This is a genomic window from Nitrincola lacisaponensis (assembly GCF_000691225.1).
Classification (GTDB): Bacteria; Pseudomonadota; Gammaproteobacteria; order Pseudomonadales; family Balneatricaceae; genus Nitrincola; species Nitrincola lacisaponensis.
The window spans coordinates 151,647-168,241 of the sequence record NZ_JMSZ01000015.1 but is presented as its reverse complement, the minus strand read 5'-3'; the positions used below and the strand labels follow the sequence as shown (position 1 = coordinate 168,241).

Here is a 16,595-nt window from a genome sequence, read left to right as displayed (position 1 = left end):
GAAACTCTGCCTGACTCGCTACCGGACCGCGACCTGATGCCCTTTAAAAAACACAGTGCTTATCGACTTTCCCTGGCGGTGGCAGCCATCCTTTGCGCACCGATGGTAGCGGCCCAAACGGATGAACGCCTCTGGGTCTGCAACCTGCTGCCAAACGGTGAGTGGGATTGTGAAGTGAATGAACTGCTGATGGATGCCCAAGGCACACCTCAGCCAGCGTTGACCTCGCCTTCACCCAGTGCAACCACTCGTCCTGCGACTCCAGCTGCGGCTGCGCCAGTGACCACTGCACCAGAACCTGTGACAGCTGACACTCCGGCAGTACCTGTCAGCAGTGAGCCAGCAGCAGAGGTGCAAACCTTTGCCATAGAGCCTCCGGCTGACTTCAGTGGCGTGCCTGCAACACCTGCGGCAGACACACCGCAAGTCAGCACGGATACTCAGCCACATACGGCTGTTTCCAGTACGCGAGCCCGCACAGCGGACGCCTGGGAATGTACCGCCGGCTTTGATGGCAACTGGTCCTGTGCGCCTGGTAATGCCCAGGCTGTCAGTGTTGCGCAACTGGGCCGGTTTAACACGCCGACAGCTGGTGCCTCCGGGGTGCTGCTGAATAATCCTTATGCCTATCTGGACTGGTATCCACATACTGGTACTGAACCGATGCTCTGCAAGGGCCGTTATGTAGAACCAGAGATAGCCTATTTGCAAAGCGAGTTTGCAGACGGCGAACAGCCGATCTACGCTGAAGCAGATCTGTCCTCAGCGGACTTGCAAAGTGGTCTGGCAAGGTTAACCGGAGGTGTCAAGATCCAACAGGGCAGCCGTCTGTTTACCAGTCGCTACGGTGAAGTGGATAACAGCGCCCGCACAGCCTTTCTGGAAGGTGATGTAACCTTCAGAGAGCCCGGGGTATTGCTGGTAGGACAGCGTGCCGAAACAGACTTCAATGCCGGCGTTTCCAGCTTTTATTCCGCTGAATACGTGATGCATTATGAGCATTTGCGCGGCTCTGCTGCCACGATCACCCGCTATGATGATCAACGGGTACGCCTCGAATCAGGTGCTATTACCTATTGCGAGCCGGGTAATAATGACTGGTCGATTGCATCCGGTGAAATTACCCTGCATCCGGACAAGGGGTACGGTGTTGCAAAACATGCAACCTTCCGGATCGCTGACGTACCGGTATTCTACATGCCCTGGTTCCGTTTTCCGATCGATGATCGCCGCCAATCCGGCTTTCTCTACCCCAGTGTAGGGGCATCCAAGAGTGATGGTTTTGATTTCAGTATCCCCTACTATTTCAACATCGCTCCCAATCTGGATGATACGCTCACAGTACGCTATATCGAAAAGCGTGGCCTGTTGCTGGAGAATGAGCTTCGCTATATGAACAGCTGGTCTCACAACGAACTGAGTCTGGCGTACCTATCTGGCGATGACCGTAAAGATGATGAAAATCGATGGCTGACCGGCTTCAAGCATTCCGGCAGTCCGGCAGATCGCTGGACCAGCCGAATCGACTACACGCGTGTCAGCGACAATGATTATTTTGCTGATCTGGGCACTTCCCTGGAAGTGCAAAGAACGGATCATCTGGATCAACGTGGCCAGCTGCGGTATCAGGGAGATGGCTGGAACTTCCTGGCGAACCTGCATCAATACCAGACCATTAATGACAACCTGTCTTCTCCCTACCAGCGCACACCGCAATTGTTGCTGACCGGCAATGAGCGTCTGAACCGACGTGCCTCAGTCGATTATCAGGCGGAATACGTGCGCTTTGAGCGTGATCGCAAGGACTTCTTTGCCAATACGTCGGATATCCGCCGTACCGATGCCCAGCGTGTGCATCTGCGTCCCACTTTCAGTCATCGCAACAGCCGCCCCTGGGGCTATATGAATGGTGCGCTGACATTGTGGCACAGCAGTTATGATTTTGATTTCCCTGAAGGCGCCGATAGCAGCGACATTCCCTCATCGGTCACAGCCGGTATCGCCAGCCTGGACTCAGGACTGTATTTTGACCGGGATTTCAGCTTTTCCGGACAGTCTTACTCTCAGTCTCTCGAGCCACGATTGATGCTGTTGCATGTTGAGAAAGACAATGAGCAGCCGACGCTGAGCCAGTTCCGCTACTTTGACTCTTCACAGCTGAGCTTCAGCTATAACAACCTGTTTGATCGCTATGGCTGGAGTGGTAATGACCGCGTATCGGCGACCTCACAGGCCACAATAGGTGTGTCCTCGGCACTGTATGATGATCGCGGCATGGAGAAAGCGCGTATCGCGGTCGCTCAGGCGCACTATCTTCAGGACCGTGATGGTAACGACCTGCGCCCAGGCGATATCAGTGGCACCGAATCCAGCTCCAACCTGGCACTGCTGGCGCAATGGAATATCACGCCGAATCTGCGACTGCGTCATGATTCCGAGATTGACCGCGACAGTTTCAACATGGAAGAGCAGAATTATCAGCTGGCCTGGCGCCCCGATGATGAAAACCTGTTTTACTTCAGTTATCGTGACCGGGTCAACTCCGCTATTCCAAGCCGGGATCGTACCCGACAGTCTGACATAGTATTCCGCAACCAGATCAACCCTCAATGGGGCTGGATCGGACGCTGGCAGCATGATATTGCCAATCGCCAACGACTGGACACCCTGCTCGGACTGGAATACGGAACCTGCTGCTGGAAAATGCGTCTGACTGCCAGAGAGTGGCTGAGTTCGTCGAATGTCCGAGGCTCCGAAGCCGAATATGATCGTGGTGTATTCGTGCAATTTGTCCTGCGCGGCCTGGGCTCCTTCGGGGGTGACGGCGGACGCAGCCTGATCGAAGAAATAACCGGTTTTAGAGAGAAAGATCATGATAATTTCTAACAAATGGCTGACCCGGTCTCTGTTGCCCCTGCTATTGACCGCCCTGCTGCCGTTTCAGTTACAGGCACAGCAGCTGGATCGTATCGTGGCGGTCGTGAATGAAGACATCATCATGAAAAGCGAACTGGACTTGCGGACCCAACTGATCACAGAACAGATTCAGGGTCAGGGTGTGCAACTGCCACCATCCGATATTCTGCGCCAACAGGTATTGGATCGCCTGATCATTGATAGTTTGCAGTTGCAGGTTGCCGAAAATCAGGGGTTGCGCATTTCGGATCGCCAGCTCAATGAAACGCTGGAAGCCATTGCTGCACAAAATGGCATGTCTCTGGCGCAGTTCCGTGAAGCCCTGATTGCAGAAGGCCAGGACTATGCACAGGCACGCGAGCAGATTCGTCGCGAGCTCCTGGTGAATCAGGTACAGCAGAACAATGTTTACCGTCGTATTCAGGTTTCCGAGCAGGAAATCCGCAATTTTCTGGGTTCAGACGCAGCTCGCCAGCAGGCCCAGGCCGAGTTCCTGCTGAGCAATATCCTCATTGCACTGCCCTCTCAAGCCTCACCCGAAGCAATTCAGGCAGCTGAACGCCGCGCTCAGGAAGTCTTTGAGCTGCTCGTGGGCGGTGCAGAGTTTGCAGACCTGGCCGTTTCAGCCTCCAATGCACCTAACGCGCTGGAGGGCGGAAATCTGGGCTGGCGCAAGCAGAATGAGTTGCCTGAAAATCTGGCAGCCGCCATTGCCACATTACAGCCTGGTGAGTTCAGTCGTCCAATCCGTACACCGGGTGGATTCCACCTGCTGTACGTCAGAGATCGCCGTGGCGGTGATGTGACTCTGGTTGAACAAACACTGGTCAGCCATATTCTTCTGACGCCGAACGAAATTCGCTCTGCGCAGCAAACCCGCAATCTGGCATACGACCTGTTACAGCGCATTCGCGACGGTCAACCTTTCGAAAACCTCGCTCGTCGTTACAGTGATGACCCCGGCAGCGGCTCCCAGGGGGGCAACCTGGACTGGGCTCAGGAAGGTCAGATGGTTCCCGAATTTGAGCAGGTGATGATTAATACGCCTGTTGGTGAATATTCAGAACCCTTCGAGTCACGCTTTGGCTGGCATATTCTCTGGGTACGTGACCGTCGCACCCAGGATATGTCCAATGAGATGATGGAAAACATGGCCCGTAATACCATCAGCCAACGCAAGTTCAACGAAGAGCTGGACAACTGGCTGCGCGAACTGCGCTCACAGGCTTATGTTGAAATCCGTAATCCGGGATAAGTTAGCAGTGCCCATATTACGTTTTGCACTGACACCAGGAGAGCCTGCCGGTATCGGCCCCGACCTGTGCGTCATGCTGGCTCAACAGTACTGGCCTCATCAGCTGGTGGTTTTCGCCGATCCCCAGTTGATGCAGTCCCGTGCAACTTTACTGAATTTGCCGCTCACGCTACATACCTGGCAAGGCCCCGAAGATAGTCGCCTCTGCCAGGCCGGTGAACTGCTGATCCATCCTGTTCCCATGGCCACAGAGGCCAAGCCTGGACACGCTGATATTCGCAATGCTCAGTATGTGCTGGATACGCTGACCGCAGCGACACTTGCTTGTCAGCAAGGTCAACTGCATGCCCTGATCACAGCGCCGGTACACAAGGGCATTATCAATGATGCAGGCATTCCATTTACCGGTCACACGGAATTTCTGGAACAACTGACCGGCGTTTCCAAGGTCGTGATGATGCTGGCGACTGAAGGACTGCGTGTTGCCCTGGTGACGACACACCTGCCATTGCGAGCCGTTGCCGATGCAATCACGGCACCTCTGCTGGAAGAGGTCATCGAAATACTGCTGCAAGATCTGCGGCAAAAATTCGGTATTACACAACCTCGCATACTGGTCGCCGGCCTCAACCCTCACGCAGGAGAAGGCGGTCACCTGGGTGATGAAGAACTGACACTGATCTCACCGGTCCTGGAAGGTTTCCGTCAGCGTGGTGAACAGCTTGAAGGCCCATTGCCTGCCGACACCCTGTTTAACGAGAAGTACCTGGCTCAAGCAGATGCCGTACTGGCCATGTACCATGACCAGGGTCTTCCGGTACTAAAATACAAAGGATTTGGTAAAGCCGTGAACATCACCCTCGGCTTACCTATCATCCGCACCTCTGTCGATCATGGCACGGCCTTTGATCTTGCCGGTACAGGTAAAGCCGATGCCGGCAGCCTGATCACCGCCATTCACACTGCTGTGCAGATGGCCACAGCACAACATTTATCGTTGGAAACTCATGAGTAAAAAACCCGTGGGCCATAAAGCCCGCAAACGCTTTGGACAAAACTTCCTACAGGATCAAGGGGTGATTCAGCGCATTATCCGCTCAATCAGTCCACGTCCCGAAGATGCCCTGGTCGAAATAGGTCCGGGGCTTGGTGCACTCACAGAAGAACTGCTCAGTGCAGCCGGACATCTGGACGCAATTGAGCTGGATCGCGATCTGGTACCTATCCTGAGAACCAAGTTTTTCCGCTATGGTGACCACTTCCGTATCCATGAAGCTGATGCCATGAAGTTTGATTACACCAGCCTGTGTCACGGCTCGCAGCGTTTACGCATTGTCGGCAACCTGCCCTACAATATTTCAACGCAGTTGATTTTCCACCTGCTGAGCCACCATCGTCATGTGGCTGACATGCATTTCATGCTGCAAAAGGAAGTAGTCGAACGCCTGGCCGCTGCTCCGGGTGAAAAGCATTATGGTCGCCTGGGCATCATGGCGCAGTACTACTGCCGCGTCGACAACCTGTTTCTGGTTCCGCCAGAAGCTTTCGATCCGGTACCCAAAGTCGATTCCGCTATAGTGCGGCTGACGCCCTATGAAACCCTGCCTTATGAAGCTCAGGATGTAGAACGGCTTCAACAGGTAGTGCGCATCGCCTTTAATCAGCGTCGTAAAACGCTGCGAAACAACCTGAAGGAACTGATCAGTGCTGAAGACCTGGAAGCACTGAATATCAACCCTGGTGAGCGCCCGGAACGTTTAACACTGCAGGAATTCATCCGTATCAGTGACTTTCTGACTCACCTTGAGCAGCCAGCCGAAAAGGAATAATCCGCGTTTATGAATACTTCATCACTGGGTGATAACATCCAGATTCACATCGAGACTGCGTATCTGAATGAACAGTCTGACCCTGAGGCGCATCGCTACGTCTTCTCCTATCACATTACCATTACCAACCATAACAGCTTTCCGGTACAGCTGATCAGCCGCCGCTGGGTGATTACCGATGGAAATGAGCAGATTCAGGAAGTCATGGGCGAAGGCGTCGTCGGTGAACAACCCGTGATTCAACCCGGCGAAAGCTACAGCTATACCAGCGGCACTGTTCTGCCAACCGAAGTCGGCAGCATGCAGGGCCATTACGCCATGGTCAGCGAAGCACTGGGTGAATTCATCGCCCCCATTCCCCCGTTCACACTCGCACTACCCAACGCCCTGCATTAAGGCTTTAATTCAGAGCGTTCACACTTTCTGGTCACTCTGGATGCCGGCTTGGCACAGTGGTACCGCTACCGCGTGACACGCTTTCCGTCATCCTTGACCGCTCGACTGCCGCCGTCCATGGCGGCAGACGGTCCCACGGTAGCGGCACCCCCGGCCCCCATCAATACAGTGCCAGCCAGCAGAGGGCCCTCCAAAGGGGGGGGGGATGAGATCGGGTCTGACTGACCGTCTGCCGCCAGGACGGCGGCAGCGAGCCCTCAGGGACGAGCTCACGGCGTGTCGGGCAGGCCCGATCTCATCACCCTGACAATTCAGCTACTCAGCAAGTAGTATGCTGCGTATGTAAAACTCACCGGGTATTGGTATACTCGGTGACTGATCTTACTGACACAGAGACCGGCCATGGATTTTGCATCACTGCTGGGCATTATTTCCGGAATTGCCCTGATTGTCGTCGCCATCTTTCTGGGTGGAAACCCGGATGTATTCATCAATGTACCCGGCTTGATGATTGTGGCCGGGGGAACCATTGCCGCAACCCTGTTAACCGTGCAGTTCAGGGATGTACTGAACGCATTTCGCGCAGCATGGATTGTCTTTACCCGGGACAAAACCAACGCCCAGGAAATGATCGATACCATGCTGGAACTCAGCCGTATCAGTCATCGCCACGGTCTGCTGATGCTGGGCGATATTGAAACCGATTCCCGTGTACTGCAACGTGCAGCCAACCTGCTGGCCGAAGCAGCCTCTGAACAGGTGATCCGCAATACCCTGCAAAACGAAATTGACTCCCTGATCGCACGACACCACACAGTTCAGGATGTGTTTCGTAAAATGGCCATGTATGCACCTGCTTTTGGTATGCTCGGAACCCTGATCGGTTTGATACAGATGCTCAGCGCCCTGCAGGATCCGGAAACCATCGGCCCAGCCATGGCAATTGCACTACTGACAACCTTCTATGGCTCACTGCTGGCTACAGTGGTATTTCTGCCCATTGCCGGGAAACTCAGAGCCAGAACCCTGTCAGAAGTCACGAATCTTGAGATCATTCGTGAAGGCTGTATCAGCATCCTCACCAATGATCATTACGCACACGTGTATGAGCAGCTTTCCTCGTATTTACCTGAAGCCAATCGCAAGCCGCTGAGAATGGGGAGCAAGCAGAAAACCGAAACTGGCGACAGCAGCAAGCCCAAGCCCCAGGGTAACAAGGCATGAACCGCAAAACCCAGTTACTGGAAGAGAATGATGGTCCAGGCTGGATCACCACCTTTGCCGACCTGATGACATTATTGCTGGTATTTTTTGTGTTGCTGTTTTCGATTTCCAGTATTGAACGGGAAGCCTTTGAGGAGGCTGCCCGCTCATTAAATATCGCCCTCTCCCGTGATGCGGCGCCTTCCAGTCTGATCCCGTTACTGGAACCCGCAGCGGAAACCACTCGAGTGCCCGATCCCAATGAACCAGTACTGATCAATCGTGATGCTGAGCTGGCCGATCAAATGCGCTTCCAACAGGCACTTGTTGACTCAATCAATGTCGAACTCCAAGAGATAGTGCAGGAGCTTGAGGGCTCGCTGGCAGAAAAAGATATGGGCAGTTGGGTCGAAATTGGTACTCCCCGCGATGGCAAGCTAAATCTTAAGGTCAATGCCGCAGTGATGTTTGATCAGGGTTCAGTGGAAATACGCCGCTCAATGATGCCGTTACTCGACAGCATTCTGGAAGTAGTACTGGAAAATCCGTCTTTTAAACTGGAAATTCATGGGCACACTGATGATCAACCCGTTGACCCTGAACGCTTTCCGTCTAACTGGGAACTGTCTGCTTTTCGGGCAACAGCCGTATTACGCTTTCTGGTTGAGGGTGGATTAACCCCCCAACGTGTCGTCGCCAGCGGTTATGGTGACTCAATGCCGTTACTGCCGAATATTTCAGATGAAAACCGTGCAGCGAACCGGCGTATTGAATTTGTTCTGGAACGAGTGGAGTTGCCAAGATGAAACCACAGATTTCACTACCGGGACTCAAAGATCGAGGCCGTCGAGCCTATCGCATGACTCCAGTACAGGATGATCCAGTCAGTCTGAGAGTCAAAGGGGATCTGGTCGATCTGGAGGACTTATCTGCCAATGGTGTGGCATTTCTAAGTGAACATGAACTGGCTGCCGGAATCTACGACGCCCAGATCAACTTCACCCTGAGTGAACGTGACTACTCAATTTTCTGTCAGCTTAAGCTGATCCGTACCAAAACTGGCACCTATGCCGGTGAGCTGCAAGGCCTGAGCAGCCTGGATGAGCGCCTGCTATCGCGCTTTATTCTGGAATGCCAAAAAAATGCCATTATTCGCAGCCGGGAACTCCCCGCGGCACCCGATGCCTGATTATACTGCAATTGCGTAATAAAGGCTTGACAAGCATCAAATGCATCTATAATATACGCCCCACGTTGATGCGGGGTGGAGCAGCTTGGTAGCTCGTCGGGCTCATAACCCGAAGGTCGTTGGTTCAAATCCAGCCCCCGCTACCAAATTTTAGAAGGCAGATCAGGTAATTACCGATCTGCCTTTTTCATTTCTGCTATTCCTCAAAAATTATCCACATCTCCACCCCTGCCAAGTCGATAAAATTTAACGCACTGTATTGAGAATTATGGTACAAATGGTATTCAAGTTACGGAAGTCAACTGTTTATCAACAAGGGTTCAAGGGATTTTATGCGCTGTGGTTTTATCAGGGCGGTTCTTGCTGGTTGTGTATTGAGCTTTATCAGCCTTTCATGGATCAGCCCATCCTGGGCAACGGACTCAACATCAGCTTACATCACTGCGCCGATACAGGCTATCCAGCAAACACGACAGCACCGCTTTGCTGCGACAGTCATCAGTAAAAACACGACACAGCTGTCCAGTGAGATAGCCGCAAACATCCTTGATATTCATGTACGTCCTGGCGATCAGGTCACCAAAGACCAACGCCTGGTCACACTGGATTGCCGAGACTCAGAAGACCAGTTACGGTTACTTAAATCTCGTCTGGCAGAGATCCAAGCCAGCCTGACCCAGTCTCAACGCCTGGCAACACGTCTCGGGACACTGCGTGATCGACAGCTGACTGATAGCCTGTCTGCTGAGGATGCACAATCAGAAACAGCGCGCCAACACGCGAGACTGACAGCCACCCAGACTGAAATTCAGATGGCAGAGCGGCAAATAGAACGCTGTGTCGTTAAAGCCCCCTATGATGCAGCGATCACCGCCCAACTGGCCAGCATCGGTGAGCGCACGGCTCCCGGCATGCCCTTACTGGCACTGCAGCAACTCTCTGATGCTGAAATCGAAGTCACCCTGCCGGTGAACCGCTTCGACTTCAGCAACGCCATGCAGGCTGAATTCCAATTAGCAGAATCAACCTATCGGGTCGAATTCCTGCGTGTATCTGCGGTCATCAATGCGCAGAACAGAAGTCAAACTGCCTGGTTTCGTGCACCGGAATCTGTTCCGATTGGCAGCAGTGGCAGCCTGATTCTGACAGAACGTCAAGCCTTCATTCCGGCACAGCTGATTGTCAGCCGCCTGGGACAGCTGGGTGTCTTTGTCGCAGAGAGTGCCGATGTAAGATTTCACCCCCTCGCAGGTGCTGAAGAAGGACGCCCCTACCCGGTTCCTGACGAACTCAACTCGGCAGAGCTTGTCGTTCAAGGCCACCAGTGGCTGCAAGCAGGCACTACAGAATGATACGTGCTTTGCTGCGTAACACTGTGCTGGCCAATCTGGTCTTCGTATTAGTGCTTTTGATGGGCACACTGTCTTACCAAATGCTGCCCAGACAGCAGGACCCTACGATCAACTTTAACTGGATCGTCATTGTGACAGCCCTGCCGGGTGCCAGTGCTGAAGACATCGAGATGCGTGTGACTCAGCCCATGGAAGATGCGCTGCGAAAACTGAACGATGTCAACTTTGTATCCAGCACCTCTCGTGTTGGCCTGTCCAATATTCTGGTGCGTTTCCGGGATCTGGATGAACGTACATTTGACAAACGGGTGAACGATCTGCGCCGGGAAATTCAGAGCAAACGCAGCGAACTGCCCAGTGATATCGTCGAACCCATTATTCTTGAGATCACCAGCGCCAATGCTTTTCCGTCTGCCACGGTGGTGGTGTATGGAATGGATGATGACGAAACACTCAGACGACTGTCCTACCAGCTGGAGCGCGACCTGGAACAGATACGCGGTGTTGATCGGGTGGATACAGTTGGCCTGAACGATCCGGAAGTACAGGTAAAACTGGATTTTGACCGCTTGGCCAGTCTCGGTGTCAGCCCGACCCAGATTGCCGATATGATCGCCTTGCAATGGCAGGACCTGGCGGCCGGGCGCCTGACTGTCTCAAACCAGCAATGGCTGATACGTCATGTAGGACAATCGCCTGATCCAGAGCAGCTGGCCAGGCTCAAGCTCCCCTTGCTCAGCGGGGAAGTATTACTGGAAGAAGTCGCCACCATACAGCGTGCCCGTCAGGATGCCACGCAGAGCGTCCGGTTTGAGCAGAAGCCAGCTGTGATGATGGCTGTTATGAAAGATGCCAATGCCAACACCCTGGAACTGGTCAACACCCTGGATCAGTTTTTACAGGACTGGAACCACCTGAATACTGGCCAGGGCGTGACAGCCATACTAGCCGATGATCAAACCGAAACCACACGTCGTGCTATTGATATCATGCAATCCAATGCCCTGCAGGGACTGCTGTTTGTCTTTATTGTCAGCTGGCTGTTTCTCGGCTGGCGAATTGGTGTATTGGTTGCGTTGGCAATCCCTTTTTCCCTGACTGGCGTCTTTATTCTTTTACAGGCCCAGCAAGAAACACTCAACCTGACGGTATTACTGGGTGTTATCATCGCACTGGGCATGCTGGTCGACGTTGCCGTGGTCATGGTCGAAGCCATGCATCAACGGCTCCAGCACGGACAGGACTCCATTGAAGCCGCCATAGGTGCAATGCAGGAAGTCGGCTGGCCTCTGTTAGCGGCCATCATGACCACCGTTGCAGCCTTTCTCCCCCTGATGCTGATGCCTGGCATTCTTGGTGACTTTATGCGCATTGTGCCTCTGGTGGTCACATTTGCACTGTTATTCAGCCTGATACAAGCCTTCTGGATGCTGCCTTCCCAAACCAGACTGCTGCAATCAGATCCAGCCTATCAGCAGCATCACCTGAGCCGCCGTGAACAGTTCATGCGGCGTCTGAGAAACTTCTATGGACGCATACTGGTTAAAAGCTTTCGTCACCCCTGGGTGACACTGGTGGTCTTGATCAGTACATTTTCATCGGCTGTCTATCTGGTTGCCAGTGAACGCATCGCAACTAACTTTTTTGCGGCCGATACGCTACAGGTATTTTATGTCAACGTTGAAATGCCGGCCGGCTCGACGCTGGAGAGTACGCTGCTCGCTACACAACAGGTTGAACAGATCGCCAGAACGCTGATTCGACCAGATGAAATTCGCTCCATGGTCGCCTATGCCGGCCAAATGTTTACCGAAACCGAGCCACTGTTAGGCGATGCCTATGGCCAGGTGTTTATCAGTCTGACGTCACGCCACAATAATGGCCGCAGTGCTGATGACATTATCCAGACATTGCGTGACCAGCTCCCTGACCTGGCGCCCGCACCTGCCAGAATCAATCTGTTAAAACTATCAGGTGGCCCGCCAAGTTCGATGCCGATCAGCATTAAAGTACGTGGTGACGACTACCCGGTGATTCAGCGGGCCATAGATGACCTTACTTTGATACTGCAAGATATTGACGGCATTACCGATATCACCAATGATGCATCTCCCGGCATACAACAGCTGGTCACTCAGCTGAACTTGCCCGCAATACGTCGTGCCGGGCTTGATTCCATGACCGTCACCCGCACCCTGCGCATCATGACTGACGGTGAAATTGTTGCACAAATGACAGACCGGGGTGAACAGGTGGATCTGCGCGTACGCAGCCAGGGCACTGAGACAGAGGATATACGGCACTGGCTGGATACCCTGATTGCCACACCCAGCGGCACTCTCATTCCCTTGAGCGAACTGGTGGATATTGAGATCAGAGTAGGCTTTGAAAGCCTGCGTCACTATAACTTCAGCCGCTCTATTACCCTTGAAGCCAATATTGACCGCAGCAAGATAGACACCCTACAGGCTAACCAGCAAATTCAGGATGCCTGGCAAGAAATCGCACAGCAGCACCCGGGAATTACACTGGATTTCTCGGGAGAACTGGATGACATTCAAGAGTCACTCAGTGCCCTGACAGCACTCTTTATTCTGGGTGTAGGTTTGATGTATCTCATACTGGGTGCTCAATTCAGAAGTTATTTCCAGCCCTTCATCATACTGCTCACCATTCCCATGGCATTTACCGGTGTGGCATATGGTCTGTGGCTCAGCAATAATCCGCTCAGTCTCTATACCCTCTATGGACTGGTTGCGTTATCAGGGATCGCAGTCAACTCGGCAATCGTATTGATTGCCGCCGCCAACAGCCGCCGGGAAGCAGGCATGAGTATTCAGCACGCCATCATTTATGCATCCAGACGACGTCTGGTCCCTATTCTGATCACGGCCGCAACCACTATGGCAGGACTCATGGGACTAGCCCTGGGACTGGGTGGCAAGTCGCTTATTTTTGGCCCGGTTGCCACCGCAATCGTTTGGGGTATTTGCGTCTCGACACTGCTGACACTTTTCACCATCCCACTGATTTACAAGCTCACAAGCAGACGAACCTGAGCAGATGACTAGGATGCCACCTGTACCAGGTTGTGTGGCCTGCCCTCAGCAAACGCGAGCACATTTTCAAATGCCACACGAAAATAGAGTTCGTAACTGCTGCGTTCAACATAGCCCAGATGTGGTGATGCCAACACATTAGGCAGACGCAGCAGTGGCTCCTGCGCCGGGATCACAGGTTCCTGTTCAAACACATCCAGCGCTGCCTGACGTGTCGGCACCTGAACGAGCGCATCATAAAGCGCATTTGGTTCAATCAGCTCGGCACGACTGATATTGACCAGCAAGGCATCAGCTTTCATCAGGGCCAGGTCCTCAGCCGTCACGCAATAACGAGTCACAGGATTCAGTCGTAAATGCAGTGAAATCACATCGGCCGAGGCAAAAAACTGTGCTTTATTCTCAGCCGCCGAAAAGCCATCCTCAACAGCTTTTTTTCTGGAGCCCTCACTCCCCCATACCAGTACTTGCATACCAAAGGCACGGGCATACTGGGCCACACGCTGACCTATTTTGCCATACCCCCAGATACCCAACTGACGCCCCTGCAAGCTGCGTCCAAGCCCCAGGCTGCCTGACTGCTGCCACTGACCGGCAGACAACTGCTGCACATAAGCACTCAGGTGGCGTGAAGCATTCATGATCAAGGCCCAGCAGAGCTCAGAGGGTGCGACAGGCGACCCCACACCTTCGGCTACCGCAACACCAAAACGCTGACACAGCTGAGGATCCAGATGCTGACTGATTTTGCCGGTCTGGCTAATGAGTTTTAACGTCGGCAAGCGCGACAGCAAGGCTTCAGTGATCAACGTACGCTCCCGAATCAATACCAGCGCTTCAACACCAGCTAACTGATCAGCCAGTTCAACCGGATCGACATAGGTGGTGTTCAGTATGCGCACATCATGTGCCTGCAGTAAGGAAAAGCAGGACAGGCTTCTCACCTGATCCTGGTAATCATCCAGTATCGCTATGTTCACAAAGCACTCTCCAACCTGTCATTCTCAGCGTGAAACTTTCCACTGTGTGGCTGTCTGGTTCAGCTCATGAGCTACCTGCCCCAAGCGTTCACTGGCCGCTGCATTTTCATCTGCCTGCTGCTGAGTCGCACGCGCACTGTCAAAGCTGCCTTGCAGTACACTCGCCAGCTCATCCGTCATACGCTTCTGCTCAGTGGAAATCGTCAGGATATCCTGATTGGCCTCCACAATGGCCTGTAATGCACTACCGATTGTTTGCAAAGCAGATTCCGCAGTCAAGGCGGTTTTTCCCAGTGCAACAGAGCGCTCCTGCTCACTGTTCATCCGCTGCTCCGCCAGACGCGTATTTTTCAACAGGCCATTAATGATGTCCTGAATCTGTTCAGTGGCATCATGAGAGCGCTGCGCCAGCTTGCGCACCTCTTCGGCTACCACAGCAAACCCTCGACCATGTTCACCCGCCCGCGCAGCCTCAATCGCAGCATTCAACGCCAGTAAATTGGTTTGAGCAGCCAACTGGGAAATCACTTCCAGTACCTGGCCAATTTGATCAAACTCTTTTGCCAACTGGGTAATACTCGAGGCAGAGTCACTAACGCCCTCTGCCATCTGCTGTACCTCAGCGATGACCTGCTGAATGATACGACTGCTGCCGTCAATTTCCTGATCGGCTGTTTGGGTCAATCGGTGCGTAGTCTGTGCCTGCTCACTCACCTCAGTCGCACTGGATACCAAATCACCCAGCAGCGCTTCGGCAGACTGGTTACGCTGACGCTGCTGATTGAGCAGTTTCAGCGTCTGCTCTGACCCCTGGAGCAATTCTGATGACGCCGTATTGACCGTTCCAGCTGCCTGTCCTACCTGAGTGACTGACTGAGCAATATCCTCCAGCAGCCGATTCAATGCGGTTGAGATCTGACCAAACTCATCCTGCCCCTGTAACGGGCTTTTTCGGGTCAAATCACGACTCTGCTGTATACCTACCAAACTGCCTTTGAGTACCGCCACGGGTTTACCCAATGACCGTGCAATCAGCAGTGCAGCTACACCCGCCAACAACAGTACCGCTAATGTAATGCCAACAGCATAACTCACCACTTCCCGACGCAACTCTCGTACCGCCGCCAGGGCCTCATCTGCGTCCACTTCTGTGATCAATAACCAGTTCAACCCGGCAAATGTCAGCGGCTGGAAAGCACCGATCACGGCTTGCTGCATCGGATTGAGATATCCCTCGACTCCTGACTGCCCCGCCTGCGCCTGCTGTATGGCATGACTATCGAGTGACAGGATACCCACTGGACTCTGACGTTTCTGCATCAGCTCACGCTGCTGGGAGCCAAGTTGCGACAGTTGCTGCAGAAACACATCAGGAGCACTGTCAAATTCGCGCTTGCCCGATAACAGAACGCCCTGCCGATTCAACAGATAGGTATCTCCTGTTTCACCGAGTCCAAGCGCGGCACGATTCCCCTGATTGGAAAGGGTGGCTTGCAGAGCTTCAGTGGTTAACCGTACTGCAAACACACCGGCAGGCTCACTTTCTCCCGCCTCATAGACCGGCATAGCGACAAAGGCGCTGGGCAAATCCAGTGCCGGACGATAGCTGGCAAAATCTGTCACGACTGGCGCTGCCTCCACAGGCAGCTGCAATGCCTGACGATACGCCTGGGCCAGACCCGTATCACTCAACAGCGGATGATCTACCGAAATACCAAAATCAGGATGCTTCAACAGCGAGTAGACGACATTGCCGGATGTATCGATGTAATAAAGGTCCGTAAACCCATAGGCTTCAGAAAATTCACGCAGTTCTGGATTAAACTCCCGATGGGCTATGCTGTAGCGAGAACGATCATCAGCTTCATCCACCCACTGTTTCTGTGCCCAGTCACCGGACGATTCGACCAGATAGTAATATTGAAGAACCAGTTCAGGTTTGCTCAAGGACGCGACATAACCTGCAGCATCAAAGGATTGACCCGGATTCAGTGCCAACAGTGATTGCGCAAACCCTTGTTGCAAGTAGTGTTGCAGTGCGGCCGACACCTCATCGGTGTTTTCAAGACTGCGTACAACCGCATTCAGACGATAACCACGATAGGCAGAACCCATCCCGGTGATCGCCCGACGAGCCTGCACACTGCGGGCATGGTTGGCGACTTGCTGCTGCACACCCTGCAAGTATTCATCCAGACGCTGCTGCTGTGCCTGACTGATCATGGCAACACGCAGATCCGCCTGCTCTCTGAGCAAGGATTCTCCTGCACGCAAGCTTGCCGAGCTGATCAGCAGACTTGACGTTACCGCAGCCATCAATGCCAGCGCCAATATAATCAGCAATAATTTTTTTTGTAGACTCATACCACCACTCCGCCAGACCAAATAAAATCTATACCAAGGTCTTATACCACAC

The 16,595-nt window shown here is 53.3% G+C and carries 12 protein-coding genes and 1 tRNA gene; 11 read left to right on the top strand and 2 right to left on the bottom strand.

The genetic code is table 11. The features are described from left to right. Positions 1-36: 36 nt before the first annotated feature. The 11 genes from ADINL_RS03090 (at position 37) to ADINL_RS03040 (ending at position 13,199) form a co-directional block, all read left to right on the top strand. Positions 37-2,886 (top strand): LPS assembly protein LptD, encoded by a 2,850-nt coding sequence (locus ADINL_RS03090; RefSeq protein WP_036543841.1) that lies wholly within the window; start codon positions 37-39, stop codon positions 2,884-2,886. Next, positions 2,873-4,171: a peptidylprolyl isomerase gene (locus tag ADINL_RS03085; RefSeq protein ID WP_036543840.1), complete on the top strand. Its 1,299-nt coding sequence runs from the start codon at positions 2,873-2,875 to the stop codon at positions 4,169-4,171. The genes ADINL_RS03090 and ADINL_RS03085 overlap by 14 nt, the downstream gene beginning before the upstream one ends. Continuing rightward, positions 4,146-5,186: a 4-hydroxythreonine-4-phosphate dehydrogenase PdxA gene (pdxA, locus tag ADINL_RS03080; RefSeq protein WP_051632506.1), complete on the top strand. Its 1,041-nt coding sequence runs from the start codon at positions 4,146-4,148 to the stop codon at positions 5,184-5,186. Before ADINL_RS03085 ends, pdxA begins: the two co-directional genes overlap by 26 nt. Beyond that, positions 5,179-6,000 carry a 16S rRNA (adenine(1518)-N(6)/adenine(1519)-N(6))-dimethyltransferase RsmA gene (gene rsmA, locus ADINL_RS03075; protein ID WP_036543839.1) on the top strand — a complete coding sequence of 274 codons (822 nt, stop codon included), beginning with the start codon at positions 5,179-5,181 and terminating at the stop codon, positions 5,998-6,000. Before pdxA ends, rsmA begins: the two co-directional genes overlap by 8 nt. Before the next feature lie 9 nt (positions 6,001-6,009). Further along, positions 6,010-6,396, top strand: coding sequence for a Co2+/Mg2+ efflux protein ApaG (gene apaG, locus ADINL_RS03070; RefSeq protein WP_036543838.1), 387 nt, complete (start codon positions 6,010-6,012; stop codon positions 6,394-6,396). 402 nt (positions 6,397-6,798) lie between these two features. Further along, a complete protein-coding gene (locus tag ADINL_RS03065) occupies positions 6,799-7,620 on the top strand; it encodes a motility protein A (protein ID WP_051632505.1) in 822 nt (273 codons plus the stop codon). Beyond that, a complete protein-coding gene (locus tag ADINL_RS03060) occupies positions 7,617-8,405 on the top strand; it encodes an OmpA/MotB family protein (RefSeq protein ID WP_036543837.1) in 789 nt (262 codons plus the stop codon). Before ADINL_RS03065 ends, ADINL_RS03060 begins: the two co-directional genes overlap by 4 nt. Then, positions 8,402-8,788, top strand: a complete 387-nt coding sequence (locus tag ADINL_RS03055; protein ID WP_036543832.1) for a PilZ domain-containing protein — start codon at positions 8,402-8,404, stop codon at positions 8,786-8,788. The genes ADINL_RS03060 and ADINL_RS03055 overlap by 4 nt, the downstream gene beginning before the upstream one ends. A gap of 69 nt (positions 8,789-8,857) precedes the next feature. Continuing rightward, positions 8,858-8,934: transfer RNA gene (locus ADINL_RS03050), tRNA-Met, on the top strand. A gap of 228 nt (positions 8,935-9,162) precedes the next feature. Then, complete coding sequence (locus tag ADINL_RS03045; protein ID WP_161667728.1) at positions 9,163-10,140, top strand: efflux RND transporter periplasmic adaptor subunit; 978 nt, start codon at positions 9,163-9,165, stop codon at positions 10,138-10,140. Beyond that, positions 10,137-13,199, top strand: coding sequence for an efflux RND transporter permease subunit (locus ADINL_RS03040; protein WP_036543827.1), 3,063 nt, complete (start codon positions 10,137-10,139; stop codon positions 13,197-13,199). Before ADINL_RS03045 ends, ADINL_RS03040 begins: the two co-directional genes overlap by 4 nt. Positions 13,200-13,207: 8 nt before the next feature. Here the strand turns inward: ADINL_RS03040 and ADINL_RS03035 are convergent, their stop codons facing one another. After that, a complete protein-coding gene (locus ADINL_RS03035; protein WP_036543826.1) occupies positions 13,208-14,179 on the bottom strand; it encodes a D-2-hydroxyacid dehydrogenase family protein in 972 nt (323 codons plus the stop codon). 24 nt (positions 14,180-14,203) lie between these two features. Further along, positions 14,204-16,543 (bottom strand): methyl-accepting chemotaxis protein, encoded by a 2,340-nt coding sequence (locus ADINL_RS03030; RefSeq protein WP_036543820.1) that lies wholly within the window; start codon positions 16,541-16,543, stop codon positions 14,204-14,206. Positions 16,544-16,595 lie beyond the last annotated feature (52 nt).